The sequence below is a fragment of the Ochrobactrum quorumnocens genome, from assembly GCF_002278035.1.
Taxonomy (GTDB): Bacteria; Pseudomonadota; Alphaproteobacteria; order Rhizobiales; family Rhizobiaceae; genus Brucella; species Brucella quorumnocens.
On sequence record NZ_CP022603.1, the window covers coordinates 1,470,441 to 1,487,571 of the forward strand.

Genomic DNA, 17,131 nt, shown 5'->3' on the forward strand with positions numbered 1-17,131 from the left:
GGGGCGCACATATCATGGCGGTTACAGTTTCGCCTTTAACGGCTCAGTTCCGCAGGCGGTATCGTCTCAATGAACAGCCGATTGGCTTCCTGCTCGATGGCGCCCCCTTTGAGGGACGCCGTGGAGACACAGTGCTAACAGCTATTCTCTCGGTGCAGGGTAAAGTGCGTCATACAGAATTTACCGGTGAGCCGCGTGCAGGCTTCTGCCTCATTGGTGCGTGTCAGGATTGTCATGTCATGACGGTGGAAGGCAAACGCCTGCGCGCCTGTACAACGCTGCTTGAAGACGGCATGGAATTTGTGACAGGAGCAGCGCTATGACTGTAGCTCTCGCGCCTGTCATTGTTGGGGCTGGCCCTGCGGGCATTCGCGCCGCAGAAATGCTGGTGAAAGCCGGTCATCGTCCGATTGTGCTTGATGAGGGCATGCGTGCTGGGGGACAGATTTACCGTCGTCCACCTTTCGATGACGGTCGCAGCTATAAAGCGCGTTATGGTTCGGAAGCCCATAAGGCGAAAGCGCTGCACACGACCTTCGATCATTTGCGCGACGCAGTTGATTATCGTCCCGAAACGCTGGTCTGGAACATTTCACGCGACAATGGCAACAGCCTTGATCTCCTGACGGACGGGGTTCATACGCAACTTCCCTTCAGCCATTTGTTGCTTGCGACGGGGGCTACAGATCGTGTCTTGCCGTTTTCAGGCTGGACCAAGCCGGGTGTCTATACGCTCGGTGCCTCGCAAACGGCGCTGAAAGCACAAGGCTGCACAATCGGCGAGCGCGTTGTCTTCATGGGGTCCGGGCCGCTGCTTTATCTCGTTGCGTGGCAATACCACCATGCCGGTGCGAAGGTTGCGGCAGTTCTGGATACTGCTCCCTTCCGTTCGAAACTTTATCTCGCGCATCTTGCCCTGCACACGCCGCGCATTGTGGCGCTCGGTGCTTACTATGGCTTCCGCCTGATGCTTGGTGGCGTGCCGGTCCATTACAATGTGCGGCCTGAACAAGTGTTGGGCGAGGGCCACGTCGAGGGTATTCGGTATCAAAAGGCTGGCCGCAGCCGGGAAATCGAATGCGATGCGCTGGCCTACGGTTTTGCATTGCGTCCCGAGACCCAGCTTGCTGATCTTGCCGGTTGTGAATTTGGCTTTGAAGATCGTGACCGTGCCTGGCTTCCTGTCGCGGACCCGCTTGGCCGGACCAGTCAGGCCGGGGTTTATGTTGCGGGCGATGGTGCAGGTATTGCAGGCGCAGATGCGGCTGAAATTCGTGGGACATTGGCGGCGATTGCCATGATCCGTGATCTTGGGGGTACGGCGGACACGACGCTCGAACGCCGTCTTCTTGGCGAGCTTGATGCGATCTATCGTCAACGTCTGATCGTGGAGAAGGTTTTTCCATTTCCGCGCGATTGGTTTGAAACGGTTGGTCAGGACGTAACGCTCTGCCGTTGCGAAGAGATTAAGCTCAGCGAAGCCCGCGCGGTGATCAGTGACGGCAATACAAGCGAGATCAATCGACTGAAAGCGCTGAGCCGTGTGGGTATGGGCCGTTGTCAGGGCCGTATGTGCTCGGCTGCTGCGGCCGAACTTCTGGCAGCAATGCAGGATAAATCTCCATCGGAAGCAGGCCGCATTCGCGCACAGGCTCCGGTCAAGCCGATCCCGCTTGGCTTCGGCGCAAAATCTGCGCACGAGATGCGGTCATGACAAAGCACCTTCAGGCTGATGCTTTGATTATCGGCGGTGGAATTGTTGGCGGTTCAGCGGCGCTTTTCATGCGCCAAGCCGGGTTGTCGGTTATCCTTCTCGACAAAGGCTTCTGTGGTGCGCAGGCAAGCGGCGTCAATTATGGCGGCGTGCGCAGGCAGGGTCGCGAACCTGAGCAAATCCCTTTGTCGCAGCGTTCGTTTGATCTCTGGGCGCGTCTGTCGGAACTCATTGGCATCGACGGCGAATATGTTCGCAGCGGTCATTTGAAACTTGCACGTACGCCAGAGAGCTTTGCGTCTCTTGAAGCCTATGCGGAACGGGTCAGGCCGCTTGGACTTGAGCTGGAACTGATTGGTGGCAACGCCGTGAAAGAGCGCTTTCCATGGCTGACGGGTGATGTGGCTGGCGCCTCGCTTTGTGCGGAAGATGGTCACGCAAATCCGCGTCTTGTTTCGCCTGCCTTTGCGCGCGCTGCAAAGGCTCTGGGTGCAACGGTACTGGAAAATACGCCTGTCCACGAAGTGCAGACAACAGGTGATGGTTTCGCGGCGCTGGCGGGTGACGGCATCGAAATTCGTGCAAGCATGGTCTTCAATTGCGCAGGTGCCTGGTCGGACCGCTTTGCAGCATCCTTTGGCGAGCCGGTTCCATTGAAGCGGATTTATCCCTCGATGGTGGTGACCGAGCCGATGCCTTTGCGCTTGCCGATGAGTCTCGGCGAAGAGGGCGGTGGTTTCTATGGTCGTCAGGTCACGCGTGGCAATTATGTGATGGGTGGCGGGCGTGCAACGCCGCTTGAAAACCCGGATTTCTCGCGTCCTTCTGTCAATGCTGCATCATCTGTGATGCTGCGAGCCATCGAACTGTTTCCGCATCTTCAGCATGCGCAAGTCATCCGCTTCTGGTCGGGGACCGAAGCCGAGATGCCGGATGATAATCCGGTTATCGGGCCAAGCGGCCGCGTCAAAAACCTCTTTCATGGCTTCGGCTTTAACGGTGCGGGTTTTCAGACCGGGCCTGCCGTCGGCGCTGTGCTGTGCGATCTGGCCGTCAGAGGCGAGACAGAAACACCGATCGAGGCTTTCTCGATCAATCGATTTAACCATCCAACCTCAAATCACAAAGGGAACTAGCATGAAAAGGCAACACATGACTGCAATGTCCGCGCTCGCGCTTGGCCTGTCAGCAGCTTTCGTTTCGGGCGCGTCCGCTCAGACGAAGACGCTTTATATTGGCATGAACGGTGGCAATATGGAGCGCGCTTATACCGAAAACGTGCTGCCGGAATTCGAGAACGCCAACGATGTAAAGGTCGTTGTCGTGCCGGGTACATCTGCCGATATTCTCGCCAAGGCGACCGCGCAGAAAGACAATCCGCAGATGCACGTTATGCTGCTCGATGACGGTGTAATGGTGCGCGCAATCAATGCAGGCCTTTGCCAGAAAATCTCCGATGATCCGGTTCTCGCCGACATTCAGCCAGCGGCACGTCTCAAGGATGACATGGCAATCGGCGTCGATATGGGCATGACCGGCATCGCTTATAACAAGAAGCTATTCGACGAAAAAGGCTGGGCCGCGCCAACCTCATGGATGGATTTCGCCGACGAGAAATACAACAAGGCTGTTGTTTTTCAGTCTGCGTCCGCTTCGACCTTCGGCCTTCATGCATTCCTGATGTTTAACCGTATTCAGGGTGGCGACGACAAGAACCTTGAGCCGGGCTTTGAGAAGTTCCCGGATCTGATCGGCAAGAACGTTCTGGAATTCATCCCGTCATCGGCAAAGATTTCGGAAATGGTTCAGACTGGTGAAGCTGCAATCTTCCCGCTGACACCAACCGGTGTGAATAACCTCAAGGACAAGGGCATTCCGGTTGAATACGCCCAGCCGAAGGAAGGCTCAGTCGTTCTCGCTGTCACCGAATGCGTTCTGGCTGGCAACAACGAACCAGAACTGAGCCAGAAGCTCGCCCATTATCTGCTTTCAGCCGATGCTCAGAGCAAGGCGCTTGATCATGGCAATGTGATCCCGTCAAACCAGAAGGCCAAGGCCGGTTCGCCAGACGCGCAGGCCAAGCTCGATGCGTTCAACGGTTACATGAAGACAGCCAACACGCTTGATTGGGATGCCGTCAACGAAGGTCGTCAGCAGCTAAACAACCGCTGGAACCGTACGATCGAACAATAATACCAAGGCGCTAGAGCGTTTTCAATTTTTTCTGAACCAGAGGAAACGCTCTAAGTACTTGTTTTTGAGCATGTCTTTATCCCATCGTAGCGGGATCAGCAATCAGTCCGGTGGACTGATTGCCCCGCGAAGGCGGTTCCCATTTTTGGGAGATCTGCTCTAGGATGCTCACGCATCACGCCTTGAGAAAGTTCAAGCGTCACTCGGGCTTAATCAAAGTCCAATGAGCTTCACTCAATGAACTTTGGTACAAGATCATCTGTCGAACAAGAAAAAGCCCGCTCCGAGCAATCGGGGCGGGCTTTCTTGTTAAGCTATGCTTTGAGCTTTCTGCTTTCGGGCCGACTGCCAGACCAGCGGAACGAGAATGAGCGCAACAGTCGGGAAGATCAGCCAGTTGATTGTCTCCCAGCCGGATGAATGCAACAGGGAACCGGCAAAGAAGGAAGCACAGGCAACCGTGCCGAAGACGAGAAAATCATTGGCACCCTGCGCCTTACCACGTTCTTCCGGCGTATGACATTCGGCGATCATGGCTGTTGCGCCAATGAAGCCAAAATTCCAGCCGACGCCAAGAAGGATCAGCGAAATCCAGAAGTGGGTTAGATCAAGGCCGGACAGAGCGACGATTGCAGACAACGCGATAATCAGAAGGCCGATTGCAGTAATACGCTCTTTTCCGAAACGGGTGATGAGCATGCCGGTGAAGAAGCTCGGCCCAAACATAGCCAGCACATGCCACTGAATACCCAGCGCTGCGTGATTGACGGAATGACCGTGGCCAACCATGGCAATCGGTGCTGCGGTCATCACGAAGGTCATCAGCCCATAGGAGACAACACCAGAAGCCACTGCCAGCATGTAACGCGGGCTTAGCAAGATCTCCTTGAGTGGGCGTCCATTGCTTCCGGCATTGGCAGATTTTGCGGCTTTGGGTGAGCGCAAAAGCAACAAGACAGGAATTGCCATCAGCGCGAGAGCCGCCTGACTCAGAAAGCTGCCAGCATAGGGCGTGTTGGGCAGAGCATCCCGCGTCCAGATGACAAGTTGCGGGCCGATGATGGCTGCGATCAGACCGCCGACCATAACCCAGGAAATGGCGCGGGCCCTGAGCGGTCCTGTTGCGGCATCAGTTGCAGCAAAGCGATAGCTCTGCACGTAAGCGGCATAAAAGCCCGCGATGAAGGTGCCGAAGCAGAAAATGACGAAGGAGGCCGAGAAGATGCCAAAAGCAGCGACAAGACCGGCCGTCATGCCAAAGCCAGCGCCGAGCAGATAGCCATTGCGGCGTCCGAAGGACCGCATGACGAAAGCCGCGGGCAAAGTTCCCAGCGCCAGACCAAGATTGAACAGGCTGACAGGAAGTGTGACCAGCGCCGGATCAGAAGAAAGCTGCTGCCCGACCAATCCACCCAGCGAAATGACGATCGGTGGGCTTGCTGCACCCAGAGCCTGTGCCGCAGTCAGCACGAATATATTGCGTCTGGCGATTGTCTGGTCGGTCATGTCTGCACTTCTTCAAAGTTGCCTTGATAATCGTGCCGGGCCTATTCAGCTGGCACCTGGAAATGTGTGCAAATCACCGCCATCACCTGCCGCGCTATATCGCTTTCAACGCGATACCAGATCGTTTGCCCATCGCGACGCCCGGCGATGATGCCATCACGTCGCAGCAAAGCCAAATGCTGCGAGACAGTGGAGGCACGCAAGCCAATCAGTTCGGCAAGCTGCCCCACTGACTTCTCACCACCATGCAACCGGCAGAGGATCATGAGCCGGTGATTGTTGGCGATTGCCTTGAGGAATTCACTTGCCTCGTCGGCCGCAAGATGGGTTTTTACGCCGGGGTCGATTGGGTGAGCTTTATTCATGCATTCGTACCTACGAAACTATGAAGATATAGTCAATCTTACTCAAAAAACGGATATCAGGAAATTTCATTCCGATTTCCGGTTCGAACTGTAAGGGGTGGTGAAAGCGCTTCTGTCTGCAGCAATGATATTGTAGCGTTGGCGGATTGCTGTTTTTGGGTTGGAGTCGTCGTGCGTATATCGGTCTTGTGGGTTGTGTTTGGAGTTTTATTGTCTGGTCAGGCTTATGCAGAAGATGACTGGAAAGCCGTCGAAGTTATAAAACCTTATGCAATTACTGGCCGCTCCGGCCCTGAGCTTTATGAATCCATCGGCGAGCGCGGCCCTAAAGCCGGCAAATCCCGCGTGATCGCGCACACGACCTTTGTGTTGACCTGGGATCGCAAGTTCGACAATTCCAACAATGGCTGCACAATTGTTTCGGCCAAGCCCAAGCTGAAAATCACCTATACACTGCCCAAGCCCTCACAGAAGCTGTCCTCACCGGTGAGAGAGAACTGGGAACGCTTCTATGATGGCATCTATAAGCACGAGCTTGTTCATGGCGACACCGCCAAAGATATGACACGCGAAATCGTCCGCACAACTGTTGGGCTTTCGATCCCGAACGATCCAAAGTGCCAGAAAATGCGCCGGGAACTGATCAATCGCATTACTGCGCTGGTCGAGGTTCAGCGCCAGCAAGGCCGTGATTTCGACCGTGTTGAAATGGGGTCCGGCGGCAATGTCGAGCAGCTCATTCTGGCGTTGGTGAATGGAGGCTAGAATTTCCAGCAATAGTGCGTGAGCCTTTTGCGTCGTAATGCGTTATGAAAAAGATAGAGCGGGTCCCAATGGGAACCGCTCTGGCCCATGCCTGCAATCCGGCATGGGCTTTTGTGTTTAAGTGAGTTCGGCGCGTAGCGCTTTGGCTGCCGCCACCATGTTGACGAGGGCAGGGCGCACCTCGTCCCATTTGCGGGTTTTCAAACCGCAATCGGGATTGACCCAGAGCTGTTCATCGGAAAGCTGCTTTCGGGCAAGCGCCAGCAGTTCCGTCATTTCGCTGACTTCCGGCACACGTGGCGAATGGATGTCATAAACGCCCGGCCCGATATCGTTCGGGTATTTAAACGACTTGAACGCATCGAGCAGCTCCATGCGTGAGCGTGAAGTTTCAATCGAAATCACGTCGGCATCCATATGAGCAATGGCATCGATGATGTCATTGAACTCCGAATAGCACATGTGGGTATGGATCTGTGTTTGGTCGGCCACACCGCTTGAACACAGACGGAAGCTTTCGACAGCCCAATCGAGGTAGGTCGACCAGTCAGTGCGACGCAGCGGCAAGCCTTCGCGCAAGGCGGCCTCGTCGATCTGGATCATGGTGGCACCCGCATCTTCCAGATCGCTCACTTCGTCACGGATGGCGAGCGCGATCTGTCGGCAGGTTGCGGCGCGTGAAATGTCATCACGAACAAACGACCAGTTGAGGATCGTCACAGGCCCGGTCAACATGCCCTTCATAGGCTTATCCGTCAGTGACTGCGCGTATTTCCACCAGTCAACCGTCATCGGCTCAGGACGGGAAACGTCACCGAAAATGATCGGAGGGCGGACATAGCGCGAGCCATAGCTCTGCACCCAGGCGTATTTTGTGAAAGCGAAGCCCGAGAGCTGCTCGCCAAAATACTGAACCATGTCGTTACGCTCGAACTCGCCATGCACCAGTACATCGAGGCCGATTTCTTCCTGCCAGCGAATGGCGGCTTCAGTTTCGCGCTGGATGAAGCTCTCATACTGCGCATTGCTGATCTCACCTTTGTTGACCGCTGCGCGTGCTTTGCGCACTTCAGGGGTCTGCGGAAAAGAGCCGATCGTCGTGGTGGGGAAAGTGGGTAAGCCGAGCTTGTCGCTTTGAATTTTGCGTCGCTCGGTGAACACGCTGTTGCGCTTCTTTTGAGCTTCCGTGACAGCGGCAACGCGCTGTTCAACAGCCAGACTGTGGACCTTTGGCGATGTGCGGCGGGCTGCAATGGCCTCACTTGCGGCTTTCAGTTCTGCAAGAACCGTGCTTTTGCCTGACGAAAGCGCACGTCCGAGGATAGCAATCTCATCGATCTTTTGTGCTGCAAAAGCGAGCCAGTTTTTAAGTTCTGCATCGAGTCCGGTTTCCAGTTCAAGATCAATCGGTACATGCAGGAGCGAGCAGGATGGGGCAATTTCGATGCGTTCCAGCCCGTGCTTTTCAACGATGGGCAGAATGTGGTCGATGATGGCATTGAGATCGGCGCGCCAGATATTGCGGCCGTCAATCACACCGAGAGACAGATGCTGATCGGGGCGTGCTTTCGCTACAATGTCGTTAAGCTGATTTGCGCCGCGTACCAGATCGACGTGAAGACCTGCGACCGGCAAAGCCAATGCAGTGTCGAGATTGTGGCCCAGCTCACCGAAATAGGTCGCAAGCAGGATTTTTGCGTCGGAAGCTGTGGCAAGACGCTGGTAAGCAAGTTCAAATGCGGCCTGTTCATTTGGGGTGAGATCGAGAACCAGCGCTGGTTCGTCAATCTGCACCCAGTCGGCACCGGCATTTGCAAGTTCACGCAGCAACTCTTCATAAACCGGCAGCAGCTTTGGCAGCAAGGCTACAGGATTAAAGCCTTCAGCGGTGGATTTAGCCAGCTTCAGGAATGTAACCGGGCCAAGAATAACTGGACGTGTGTGGATACCCAGTGCCTTGGCTTCGAGGAAGTGTTCCACCGGCTTGCGGGCGACAAGCCTGAACTCCTGATCGTCGGTGAGTTCTGGCACCATGTAGTGATAATTGGTGTCGAACCACTTGGTCATTTCAAGCGCAGTCACACCATGACTATGTGCGTGCCCATTCTCACGCCCATGTTCTTGATTGCCACAACCGCAATCGTTGCTTGTTTTGCCTTCGCTGCCACGCGCCATGGCGAAATAGGTCTGGAGCGATACGTCGCCGCCGGACCAGCCGTAACGGGCAGGGATGGCGCCGACCATTACAGCTGTATCGAGCACATGATCGTAAAGGGAGAAGTCGTTGGATGGAATTTTCGTGATGCCGTGATCGCGCAGTTCGGCCCAATTGGCCGCGCGCAAAGCGCTGGCAATCGTGAGCAGTTCTGCTTCAGACGATTTACCCGCCCAGAAAGCTTCGAGTGCAAATTTCAGTTCGCGATGACGGCCGATGCGCGGCACACCAAGGGTGGCGGTAGCGACGGTGGTTTGTGACATGGCTATATATACCCCGATATAGATGGGGGCGCGGGTTTACAGACGTGCGCGAAAAGGCTGCTTTTGGCAACCAGACCTGCGACACTCCGGGACACCCCGCCCGTGGACGTTGTTTTGTCATGGCAGGTCTCCTGGCTCGCGGGTCAGCGCTTCGATCCGCCTTCCCGAAACTTTCGTTCCAGTGGCATGATGGATTTCAGCTCGCCGCTTACAGTTGCGGGGGCAGCACCGGTTTTGCAGGATTATCTTTATCCTCACGCATGACCTTATCCGAAAAGTCGATAGACTTTTCGAGGATCAACGCTCGCGCACCGGTTTCCCTCTTAGCTTCCGTCGCACAGGTTGACGGAAGAACCATAACGTTCATTAGTTTGTCGGAAGCTCTGAGTTGTGTCAATATCATATAAAGAAATGTTTATATGTTTATGACGTTGAAGTTCCTGCTGCCGATTTTTATTGGCCTAAAGATGGAGGTGGATGACTGGAAGATTAGATAGAGAATTAAAGAAAACTCTAATAACAACATATAATTAGGGGAGTAGGCATAGTTTTTGTAAGCGTGTGCAATCTCAATTGATATGGCTCCGATGAGTGACTCGTGCTAACGGTGCAAATATTGGGCTGGTTTCGTTGTCAGTTATCTAACTTAGATGTCTGATATCACTGATTAAAAAGAGTTGAATTGGGCCGAATCCTCATCGGCGATTGATCGTTTTCCGCCTTGAGGGGGGCAGGATATATTCTATGAGTTTCAGATATCCCTGGCAAAGACTGGCTTTGTTACCGCGTGTCGGTAAGCAGATCATACTTCTGCTGAGCGACTGCCTTTTGTTGTTGCTCAGTGCCTATCTCGCCTTTGTTATGCGTCTTGGCTTTGTTTTTATCCCAACGCAGACGCAGATTTTCCTGATCGCCATCGCTCCGGCTCTGGCTATTCCAGTCTTTGTTCGTTTTGGTCTTTATCGAGCGATTATTCGCTATCTCGCCGAACGGGCCATCTGGCCGATTTTTCAGGCAACGGCGATCGCGGCGCTCTTCTGGGTGGCGCTGGTCTTTCTTATGGAATCCTATGGCGGCTCTGGTTTGCCGCGTTCGGTTCCGCTGCTCTACTGGCTTTTGAGCACTGTCCTTGTTTCGGCGAGCCGCTTTGGTGCAAAATGGCTTCTACGCAGTGCTGAAACCAGCAAGGTCTATTCAAGTACCGCGCTGATTATTGGCGTGGGCGAACCCGGACGCCAACTGGCGACAGCACTGAGAAGCCATAGCGATACACATGTGATCGGTTTTGTGGACCCGACGGGCCAGCTCAGTGGAATGGATATTATCGGGCTTCGCGTCTATGATGTATCTCAGATCCCCAACCTGATCGAAAACTTTGGAATTAGTCAGGTCGTCATTTCTGAGCCGGAACTGGATCAGAAGCAGCGGCAGGAGTTTGCGCGTCTGCTTGGCCGTCTCCCCGTCAGTACGCGTATTCTGCCCCCAATCGCTGATCTGACTGCGGGCAAATATCTTGTCAGCGCTCTGCGCAATGTCGAGATTGACGATTTGCTTGGGCGCTCGCCTGTACCGCCAGATGTCGATCTCCTCCGTGAAGTTGTCGAAGGCCGACGCATCATGGTGACGGGCGCTGGCGGGTCGATAGGTAGTCAGCTTTGCCGCACAATTGCACAGTGGAATCCCAGCTGTATCGTGCTGTTTGAATCCAGTGAATTTGCACTTTATCAGATCGAGCGGCAGCTACGTCAGATGGCACCTTGTGTTGTCATTCCGGTGCTTGGCACAGTCGCAAACCAGCATTGCGTTGAAAAAGCAATTCAAACACACGCTGTTGATACGGTCTATCATTGCGCGGCCTATAAGCATGTGCCGCTTGTCGAACAAAACCCGCTGGTCGGTATCAGCAACAATGTGTTTGGAACGCTGAACGTTGCAGCGGCAGCGCTTGCGACCGATGTCGAACGGATGGTGCTGATTTCATCTGACAAGGCCGTACGGCCAACGAATGTCATGGGCGCGACAAAGCGCTGGGCGGAACTTGTCGTTTATTACTACGGAACACTCGCTGAAAAGGCGGGCCAACATAAGTCGTTCTATTCCGTTCGCTTCGGCAATGTTCTGGGCTCTAACGGTTCAGTGGTTCCGCTTTTCCGCGAACAGATTGCCAATGGTGGACCGATTACGCTCACACACGAAGACATGACGCGTTATTTCATGTCGATCAAGGAAGCAGCCGAGCTCATCGTGCAATCCGGTGCAATTGCCAAATCCGGCGATACCGTACTTCTCGAAATGGGTGATCCAGTCAAGGTTCGTGATCTGGCCGAGAATATGATCCTGCTTGCAGGGCTGACGGTGCGTAGCGCAGACAATCCCGATGGTGATATTGCGATCGAGGTGACGGGCATTCGCGAAGGCGAGAAGATGTATGAAGAGCTTTTCTACGATCCATCTCAGGTTCAGACGACGCGCCACCCCAAAATCATGCGCGCTCCCAAGGGTCAGAAGGTTGCTGTGGATGTCCCTAGAAGCCTTGATAGCCTTCGTGCTGCGATGGAGACAGAAGATGTCAACGCTGTCCGCACAGTTCTGTTTGATGTCATAACTTCCTGAAACGACCGCGAAAATCGAGCAGCAGCAAAAGCACGGCTACCACAGCGATAAGCACGAAGATGATCTGCGAAAGCATATGGTCGAAAATCATAATTGCTGCCGCACATGCTGTCAGAATGATATTGAGCAGGGCGACATGGCTCACCACCTTCCAAACGCTCCATCCGGCCCGTTTGGCGACCTGATAGGCGTGTTTTGAATGTGCTTTCAGAATGTTCTCGCCTGCCAGACCGCGTAAGATGATCGTCGTGCCGGCATCAAGCACGTAATAGAGCGGCAGAATAAGCGCGACCGCTATATGCGTTTCCCGTGCCAGAAGCAAAAGCGCGGTTCCGGCAAGCAGCCCCAGCGGAAAGCTGCCGGAATCGCCCAAAAAAACGCTTGCGGGTGGGCGGTTGTAAAAAGCAAACCCGAGAAGCCCGCCCGCTGTGATTGCAGCGATCGTGCCGCTTTCGATGCCCGCGAGATGAAATGTCGCCAGCAACGCAATTCCAGCCATCGGCACGCCAACGCCTGCAACGGTCATACAATCCAGGCCATCCATGAAATTTGTGACATTGATTGCGGCAACAAGCGTGATGACAATCAGCGTGATCTCTGCCCAATGGGGCAATAGCTCAGGCAATAGCCGGAAATCGGGGCCGAGCCCATAAACCACGAGGCATGCGGCCACAAACTGCGAGCCAAAGCGTGTTGTGACGGAAAGCTCGAAACGATCATCAATACCTCCGATAACCCAGAGTAATAAACAGGCACCGCTTAGACTGAGGACCAGATCAATAGTTAGGCCAAGATCTGTGCCGAACATTAAAAGCGAGACAATAATCGCCGGTATGAGCGCAAGGCCGCCGATTTGCCGGGCGGCGACGCTATGATTGGAGCGCGCATTGAATTTTGCCGCAAGAAAGCTTGCTGGCAGAAGCGCGGACAAAACATAAAGACCGACGCCGCAAAAAATGGCGCTTGCAAGAAAGGAGACTAGCAGCAAGATCATTGCAACAACCAATAAAAAATGACTCTGTCATCGGATTACCAGCTTTGGATGCGAAGGCAAATCCTGTGCTTGTCGGATTTGCGCCACTCATCATACTCTGAGGAAATTCTTTATCCCCAGGCCTCGTAAAGCTTGTCAGATTTCGTCGATAGGCGATTGCACTTGGCGCGGGGAGCGGCTATAAGCCCGCCCAATCAGTCGCATTGATCTGATTTGTTGGGGCGTAGCCAAGCGGTAAGGCACCGGTTTTTGGTACCGGCATCCCCTGGTTCGAATCCAGGCGCCCCAGCCATGAATTAAGAGCAACATCAGCGGCCTATTGATTTTGTTCAAATTTCCCTCTGGCTGGGAATCCTCATTATTTTCATATTCGCCGGGCGTGCACTTAACTGTGGCAACGAGCTATGACACATGCCGATTCTGATGAACCGCGGTTTCGTGTCAGCTCCAGATGACGGATATGACATGGCAGTCAGACATCAGGTTCAGAATCTTCAGCGGCGCGGAAATATTTTCTAATGGCGTCCGCGTCTCCTCCACACTTTTGGGACGCAATATCGGCGCGCGTCACCTTGCTTTCAGTCTCAAACAACCTGATCGCTGCTGGCGGCGATACTGAGATAAAATAGCTCGCTAAACACATCAGAATGATGCGCTATAATAAAGAGCACCAAAATTTAAATTACATCAGGATGATTTGGATTTTACCAACCCGCGGCGAATGTGACTGACATTAATGCAGAATAAGGCCCCAAAAGCGCCTCATTCACGGGCGACCAGAGTGTTGACATCGCAGATTTTTTCTTCAATTAACCTATTAAGGCGTTGAATCCAAATTCATTCCAGAAAGTGACAATCGTGAAAAATAGAAGAGTAGACGGACAATATGATGAGCACAGACATTTCTAGTGTAGCTGTGCCTCACGAAGCTGTAATCGCCGAGCCGACAAAAGGTGCCGCAGTCGCTATTCGCGATATTAGTGAGGCCCTGTTAAAGTATCGACTGGCTTTGATTTTCGGCTGGCAGGATGTTGCTCAGCGCTATCGCCGCTCTAGGGTAGGTGCTTTCTGGCTTACCTTGAACATGGCTGTGTTTATCGGCGCGCTTGGGTTAATTTTTGGAACGCTTTTTCAAAGCGAGATGCATGAGTTCCTGCCATATTTGTGTGCGGGCGTTATTACTTGGGGCTTTATCTCTACTTGTCTAAACGAAGGATGTACGACATTTACTTCTTCTGACGGCATAATTTTACAAGTTCGAATGCCATTGTTCACCCATATAATGCGTGCGGTTTGGCGCAATATAATAATTTTTGCTCATAATATTGTCATATTTCCTGTTCTACTTCTCATTTTCGGCAAAGTAATTAGTTTAAGCGCGCTTTGGGCAATTCCAGGTATTTTATTGTTGATTGTTAACTTAGCTTGGATGATGCTTATTCTAGCAACGCTTTGTGCCAGATTTCGAGATATGACCCAAGTGGTAACAAATATTCTGCAAGTACTTTTCTATGCTACTCCTATCATGTGGATGGTTAAGATACTGCCCGATCATGTTTCGCGTGCGTTCATCGAATGGAACCCATTTTATCACTTTATCGAGCTAGTAAGAGCTCCGTTGTTCGGTTTTCCGCCGACTCTGCTTGATTGGACCTTCGGCTTTGCATGTGCGATAATTGGTTGGACCATCGCAATTGTATTTTTCGGGCGGTATCGTTGGCGCGTAGCATATTGGTTGTAGAAAATGAGTTTAATTCAGCTTCAGAATGTTAGCATTGAGTTCCCGATTTACAACTCAACCAGCCGCTCGCTCAAAAATAGAGTCCTTAGCATAGCAACGGGTGGTAAAATAGAAAGGCGCACGGACCGCTTAGTGATTGTTCGTGGTCTTGATGATGTTTCCATGACATTTAGGGACGGGGATCGCGTAGGTTTGATCGGTCATAACGGATCTGGAAAAACTACTCTTCTTCGCGTTTTGTCGGGTATTTATACACCCACTCACGGTAGCTCAGTGATAAACGGTAATTGCGTATCATTGATTAATATCAATCTGGGTATTGATCCTGATGCAACGGGACGGGAGAATATCCGTCTTCGCTCAGCTATGATGGGAATGTCGCCAAACGAAATAGCAGAGAAGTTTGATCAGATTGCGGATTTTTCGGGCCTAGGAGAGTTTCTCGATGTTCCGTTCCGTACCTATTCGTCTGGAATGCAACTAAGATTGGCTTTTGCTACATCTACTGCCGTTCGCCCTGAAATCCTAATAATGGATGAGTGGCTTTCAACTGGCGATCAGGACTTTAAGGAGCGCGCTAATGGACGTATGCGCGAGCTGGTGGATTCAACACGAATCTTGATCCTCGCCAGCCATTCGAAAGAATTAATGGAAAAGAATTGTAACCGAGTTATCTGGCTCGAGCATGGCCGAGTCAAAATGGACGGTATTCCTGGTGACGTTTTACCTGCTTACTTTGGAAATTAGCTAACTCTGTCTAAATGTTGAGCGTTGAAATCGAGTTAGGTGAATATCTAATATTTTGAATGCGTTCAATTAGTTCAAAATCCCCCAAGTTCGAGGAATTCAGTTAGAAACTGCGCTCCTTTGTGGGGTCAGCCACTAATGGTTTCTAGGTCAGCCCTTTTCCATTTAAATCCTAGCGATTGGAATTTCTCCATCATGTCAGAGCTTTCAAGAAGATTTAGGCAACTGTCAAACGCGATCCGTTATTTGGCGCGAGGAGACTTTTCCGGGTTTTTTAGCCGCTTAAAGTGGTACGGACGGGAATACTCCCACATCCAATTAAGTCGAAAGTTAGCTAACGGAAATGGCATCGTGTGGGGAATTCTTTGCACGCCGCATACACTTTTCATCGCGCAAACAATAGCTGAGCGCTTAGCACACCATGGAATTGAAAGCGAAATTGTAACGGGTTCGGTAAAGAGCTATGATCATGATTTCTATATCGTGTTATGTGCTCAGATGTTCAAACGTCTGCCTCCAGCAAACAAAAGATTGATCTTTCAGCTGGAACAATCTGTAAGTTCTCGATGGTTTACGCCAGAGTACTTGAAGGTGCTCAACGATTCATTCGGAATTCTCGAATATTCGCTAACGAATATCGAATTTCTTGCCAACAATGGAATAAGCTATCCCAAAGTGCACTATTTACCGATTGGTGCATCGCCGGACGTTGATACTTTAAATGTTAAAGAGCCTAAACAATATGACTTTATTTTTTATGGCGATAGTTTGAGTAGTGAAAGAAGGCGAATTTTTCTTAAAAAGCTACAAGAAAAATACAGCGTAAAAGTATGTAATGATTTGTTTGGTGATGAACTCTACGCCCTCATTCGTAAAGCGAAAATCGTTATCAACATTCACTACTATGAAGGTGCTTTGTTGGAAATGCCCCGCCTATGCGAGTGTATCTCGTTGGGCGTACCGGTTCTTTCTGAAGGTACCACTGATCAAGTTGAGTATCCTGAACTTGAAGGTGCAGTAAAGTTTTTCAGTCAAGGTTGTGTCGACAGTATGATGACGCAAGCGTCGGACATGCTGGATAATTTGGCAATGATAGATCTAACGGTTGGAAGCGCGGTTACTGCTAGCGCCGCACGTTTCAATTTTATGATGGATCGCTTTTTAGTAGCCATTGGAGTAGTTCCAGCCAATATCATTCTCGGCCAACCGATATACATGGTCAAAAAAAGTGACTTTTATGCACTTTCGCTGCCCGAGACAATAGAACGACGAAGAGCAATAGCGCAGTCGCTGCCAGAGGGCTGTGAATTGTTTGACGGCATTCGACACAGCTTGGGGTGGATCGGTTGTGGTGGTAGCTTTAGCGCTTTATCACGCTTTGCTCTTGCAAATAATTTGAGTATGCTAACCGTTATTGAAGATGACGTAGAACTTCCAAACGACTTTAATCATGTCCTTAAAGAGATTAATGAGTATCTCGATGCAAGAAAATCAAGTTGGGATATTTTTTCGGGCTTGATGGCGGATGTGCATCCTTCAGCAAAAATTCTTGCTGTCGAAGAGGTAGGTGGGCGCACCTATGTCACCATCGATAAGATGACCAGCACAGTGTTTAATATATATAGTAAAAGTGCGTTGGAAATTATTTCTCAATGGAATCCTCTCAATACCGATGCTGTGAATAATACTATTGATAGATATTTGGAGCGTCGCGCGGGCCTTCGCGTTGTAGTGACGCTCCCATTTATTGCTGGTCATAAGGAGGACGCGACCTCGACTCTTTGGGGCTTCGAAAACGAGCGCTACACTCCAATGATCGCGGAAGCACAGAGGAAAATTGAAGCGATGGTTCGGGATTGGCAGCTTCTCTAGAGCCCGTTGTATGCGGTTAAACACGGTTTGCAATAATTGATGAGGCTCTTGTCTGAAGTATATCAGTTTATCTAAGATTTAGTAACTGGTTAGAAAAGCGTAAATAAGATTCTCGGAACCAGTCTTTTCATTTTTTACCTGTG

Annotated in this window: 13 protein-coding genes, 1 tRNA gene and 1 riboswitch; of the genes, 10 read left to right on the forward strand and 4 right to left on the reverse strand. The window is 51.7% G+C overall.

The annotated features are described in order from the left end of the window. Positions 1-14 precede the first annotated feature (14 nt). The 4 genes from CES85_RS06940 to CES85_RS06955 are packed head-to-tail and all read left to right on the forward strand — an operon-like array spanning position 15 to position 3,907. Positions 15-323, forward strand: a complete 309-nt coding sequence (locus CES85_RS06940) for a (2Fe-2S)-binding protein (RefSeq protein WP_095445208.1) — start codon at positions 15-17, stop codon at positions 321-323. After that, positions 320-1,714, forward strand: a complete 1,395-nt coding sequence (locus CES85_RS06945; RefSeq protein ID WP_095445209.1) for an FAD/NAD(P)-dependent oxidoreductase — start codon at positions 320-322, stop codon at positions 1,712-1,714. The genes CES85_RS06940 and CES85_RS06945 overlap by 4 nt, the downstream gene beginning before the upstream one ends. Further along, complete coding sequence (locus tag CES85_RS06950; protein ID WP_095445210.1) at positions 1,711-2,850, forward strand: NAD(P)/FAD-dependent oxidoreductase; 1,140 nt, start codon at positions 1,711-1,713, stop codon at positions 2,848-2,850. Before CES85_RS06945 ends, CES85_RS06950 begins: the two co-directional genes overlap by 4 nt. 1 nt (position 2,851) lies before the next feature. Beyond that, positions 2,852-3,907 carry an ABC transporter substrate-binding protein gene (locus tag CES85_RS06955; RefSeq protein ID WP_095445211.1) on the forward strand — a complete coding sequence of 352 codons (1,056 nt, stop codon included), beginning with the start codon at positions 2,852-2,854 and terminating at the stop codon, positions 3,905-3,907. A gap of 309 nt (positions 3,908-4,216) precedes the next feature. On the opposite strand, the gene CES85_RS06960 is transcribed toward CES85_RS06955, so the two are convergent. Further along, on the reverse strand, positions 4,217-5,413 hold the full coding sequence (locus CES85_RS06960) for an MFS transporter (protein ID WP_095445212.1): 1,197 nt from the start codon (positions 5,411-5,413) through the stop codon (positions 4,217-4,219). Between the two features lie 41 nt (positions 5,414-5,454). Next, positions 5,455-5,778 (reverse strand): ArsR/SmtB family transcription factor, encoded by a 324-nt coding sequence (locus CES85_RS06965; RefSeq protein ID WP_095445213.1) that lies wholly within the window; start codon positions 5,776-5,778, stop codon positions 5,455-5,457. Positions 5,779-5,955: 177 nt separating this feature from the next. Between CES85_RS06965 and CES85_RS06970 the strand changes: the two genes are divergently transcribed. Then, positions 5,956-6,543, forward strand: a complete 588-nt coding sequence (locus CES85_RS06970; protein WP_244923245.1) for a DUF922 domain-containing Zn-dependent protease — start codon at positions 5,956-5,958, stop codon at positions 6,541-6,543. A 117-nt stretch (positions 6,544-6,660) separates the two neighbouring features. On the opposite strand, the gene metE is transcribed toward CES85_RS06970, so the two are convergent. Further along, positions 6,661-9,021: a 5-methyltetrahydropteroyltriglutamate--homocysteine S-methyltransferase gene (gene metE / locus CES85_RS06975; protein WP_095445214.1), complete on the reverse strand. Its 2,361-nt coding sequence runs from the start codon at positions 9,019-9,021 to the stop codon at positions 6,661-6,663. 104 nt (positions 9,022-9,125) lie between these two features. Continuing rightward, positions 9,126-9,395: riboswitch (cobalamin riboswitch) on the reverse strand. Between the two features lie 370 nt (positions 9,396-9,765). Between metE and CES85_RS06980 the strand changes: the two genes are divergently transcribed. Beyond that, positions 9,766-11,634 (forward strand): polysaccharide biosynthesis protein, encoded by a 1,869-nt coding sequence (locus CES85_RS06980; protein ID WP_095445215.1) that lies wholly within the window; start codon positions 9,766-9,768, stop codon positions 11,632-11,634. On the opposite strand, the gene CES85_RS06985 is transcribed toward CES85_RS06980, so the two are convergent. Beyond that, positions 11,621-12,628: an MraY family glycosyltransferase gene (locus tag CES85_RS06985; protein ID WP_095445739.1), complete on the reverse strand. Its 1,008-nt coding sequence runs from the start codon at positions 12,626-12,628 to the stop codon at positions 11,621-11,623. The genes CES85_RS06980 and CES85_RS06985 overlap by 14 nt on opposite strands. Positions 12,629-12,845: 217 nt before the next feature. On the opposite strand from CES85_RS06985, the gene CES85_RS06990 reads away from it, so the two are divergent. From CES85_RS06990 to CES85_RS07005, 4 genes are all read left to right on the forward strand, one after another. Further along, positions 12,846-12,920 (forward strand) — tRNA-Gln (locus tag CES85_RS06990). A 597-nt stretch (positions 12,921-13,517) separates the two neighbouring features. Next, positions 13,518-14,369: an ABC transporter permease gene (locus CES85_RS06995; RefSeq protein WP_095445740.1), complete on the forward strand. Its 852-nt coding sequence runs from the start codon at positions 13,518-13,520 to the stop codon at positions 14,367-14,369. Positions 14,370-14,372: 3 nt separating this feature from the next. Continuing rightward, positions 14,373-15,116, forward strand: coding sequence for an ABC transporter ATP-binding protein (locus CES85_RS07000; protein ID WP_095445216.1), 744 nt, complete (start codon positions 14,373-14,375; stop codon positions 15,114-15,116). A gap of 195 nt (positions 15,117-15,311) precedes the next feature. Next, positions 15,312-16,988, forward strand: a complete 1,677-nt coding sequence (locus tag CES85_RS07005; RefSeq protein ID WP_095445217.1) for a CgeB family protein — start codon at positions 15,312-15,314, stop codon at positions 16,986-16,988. The last annotated feature ends 143 nt before the right edge of the window (positions 16,989-17,131 follow it).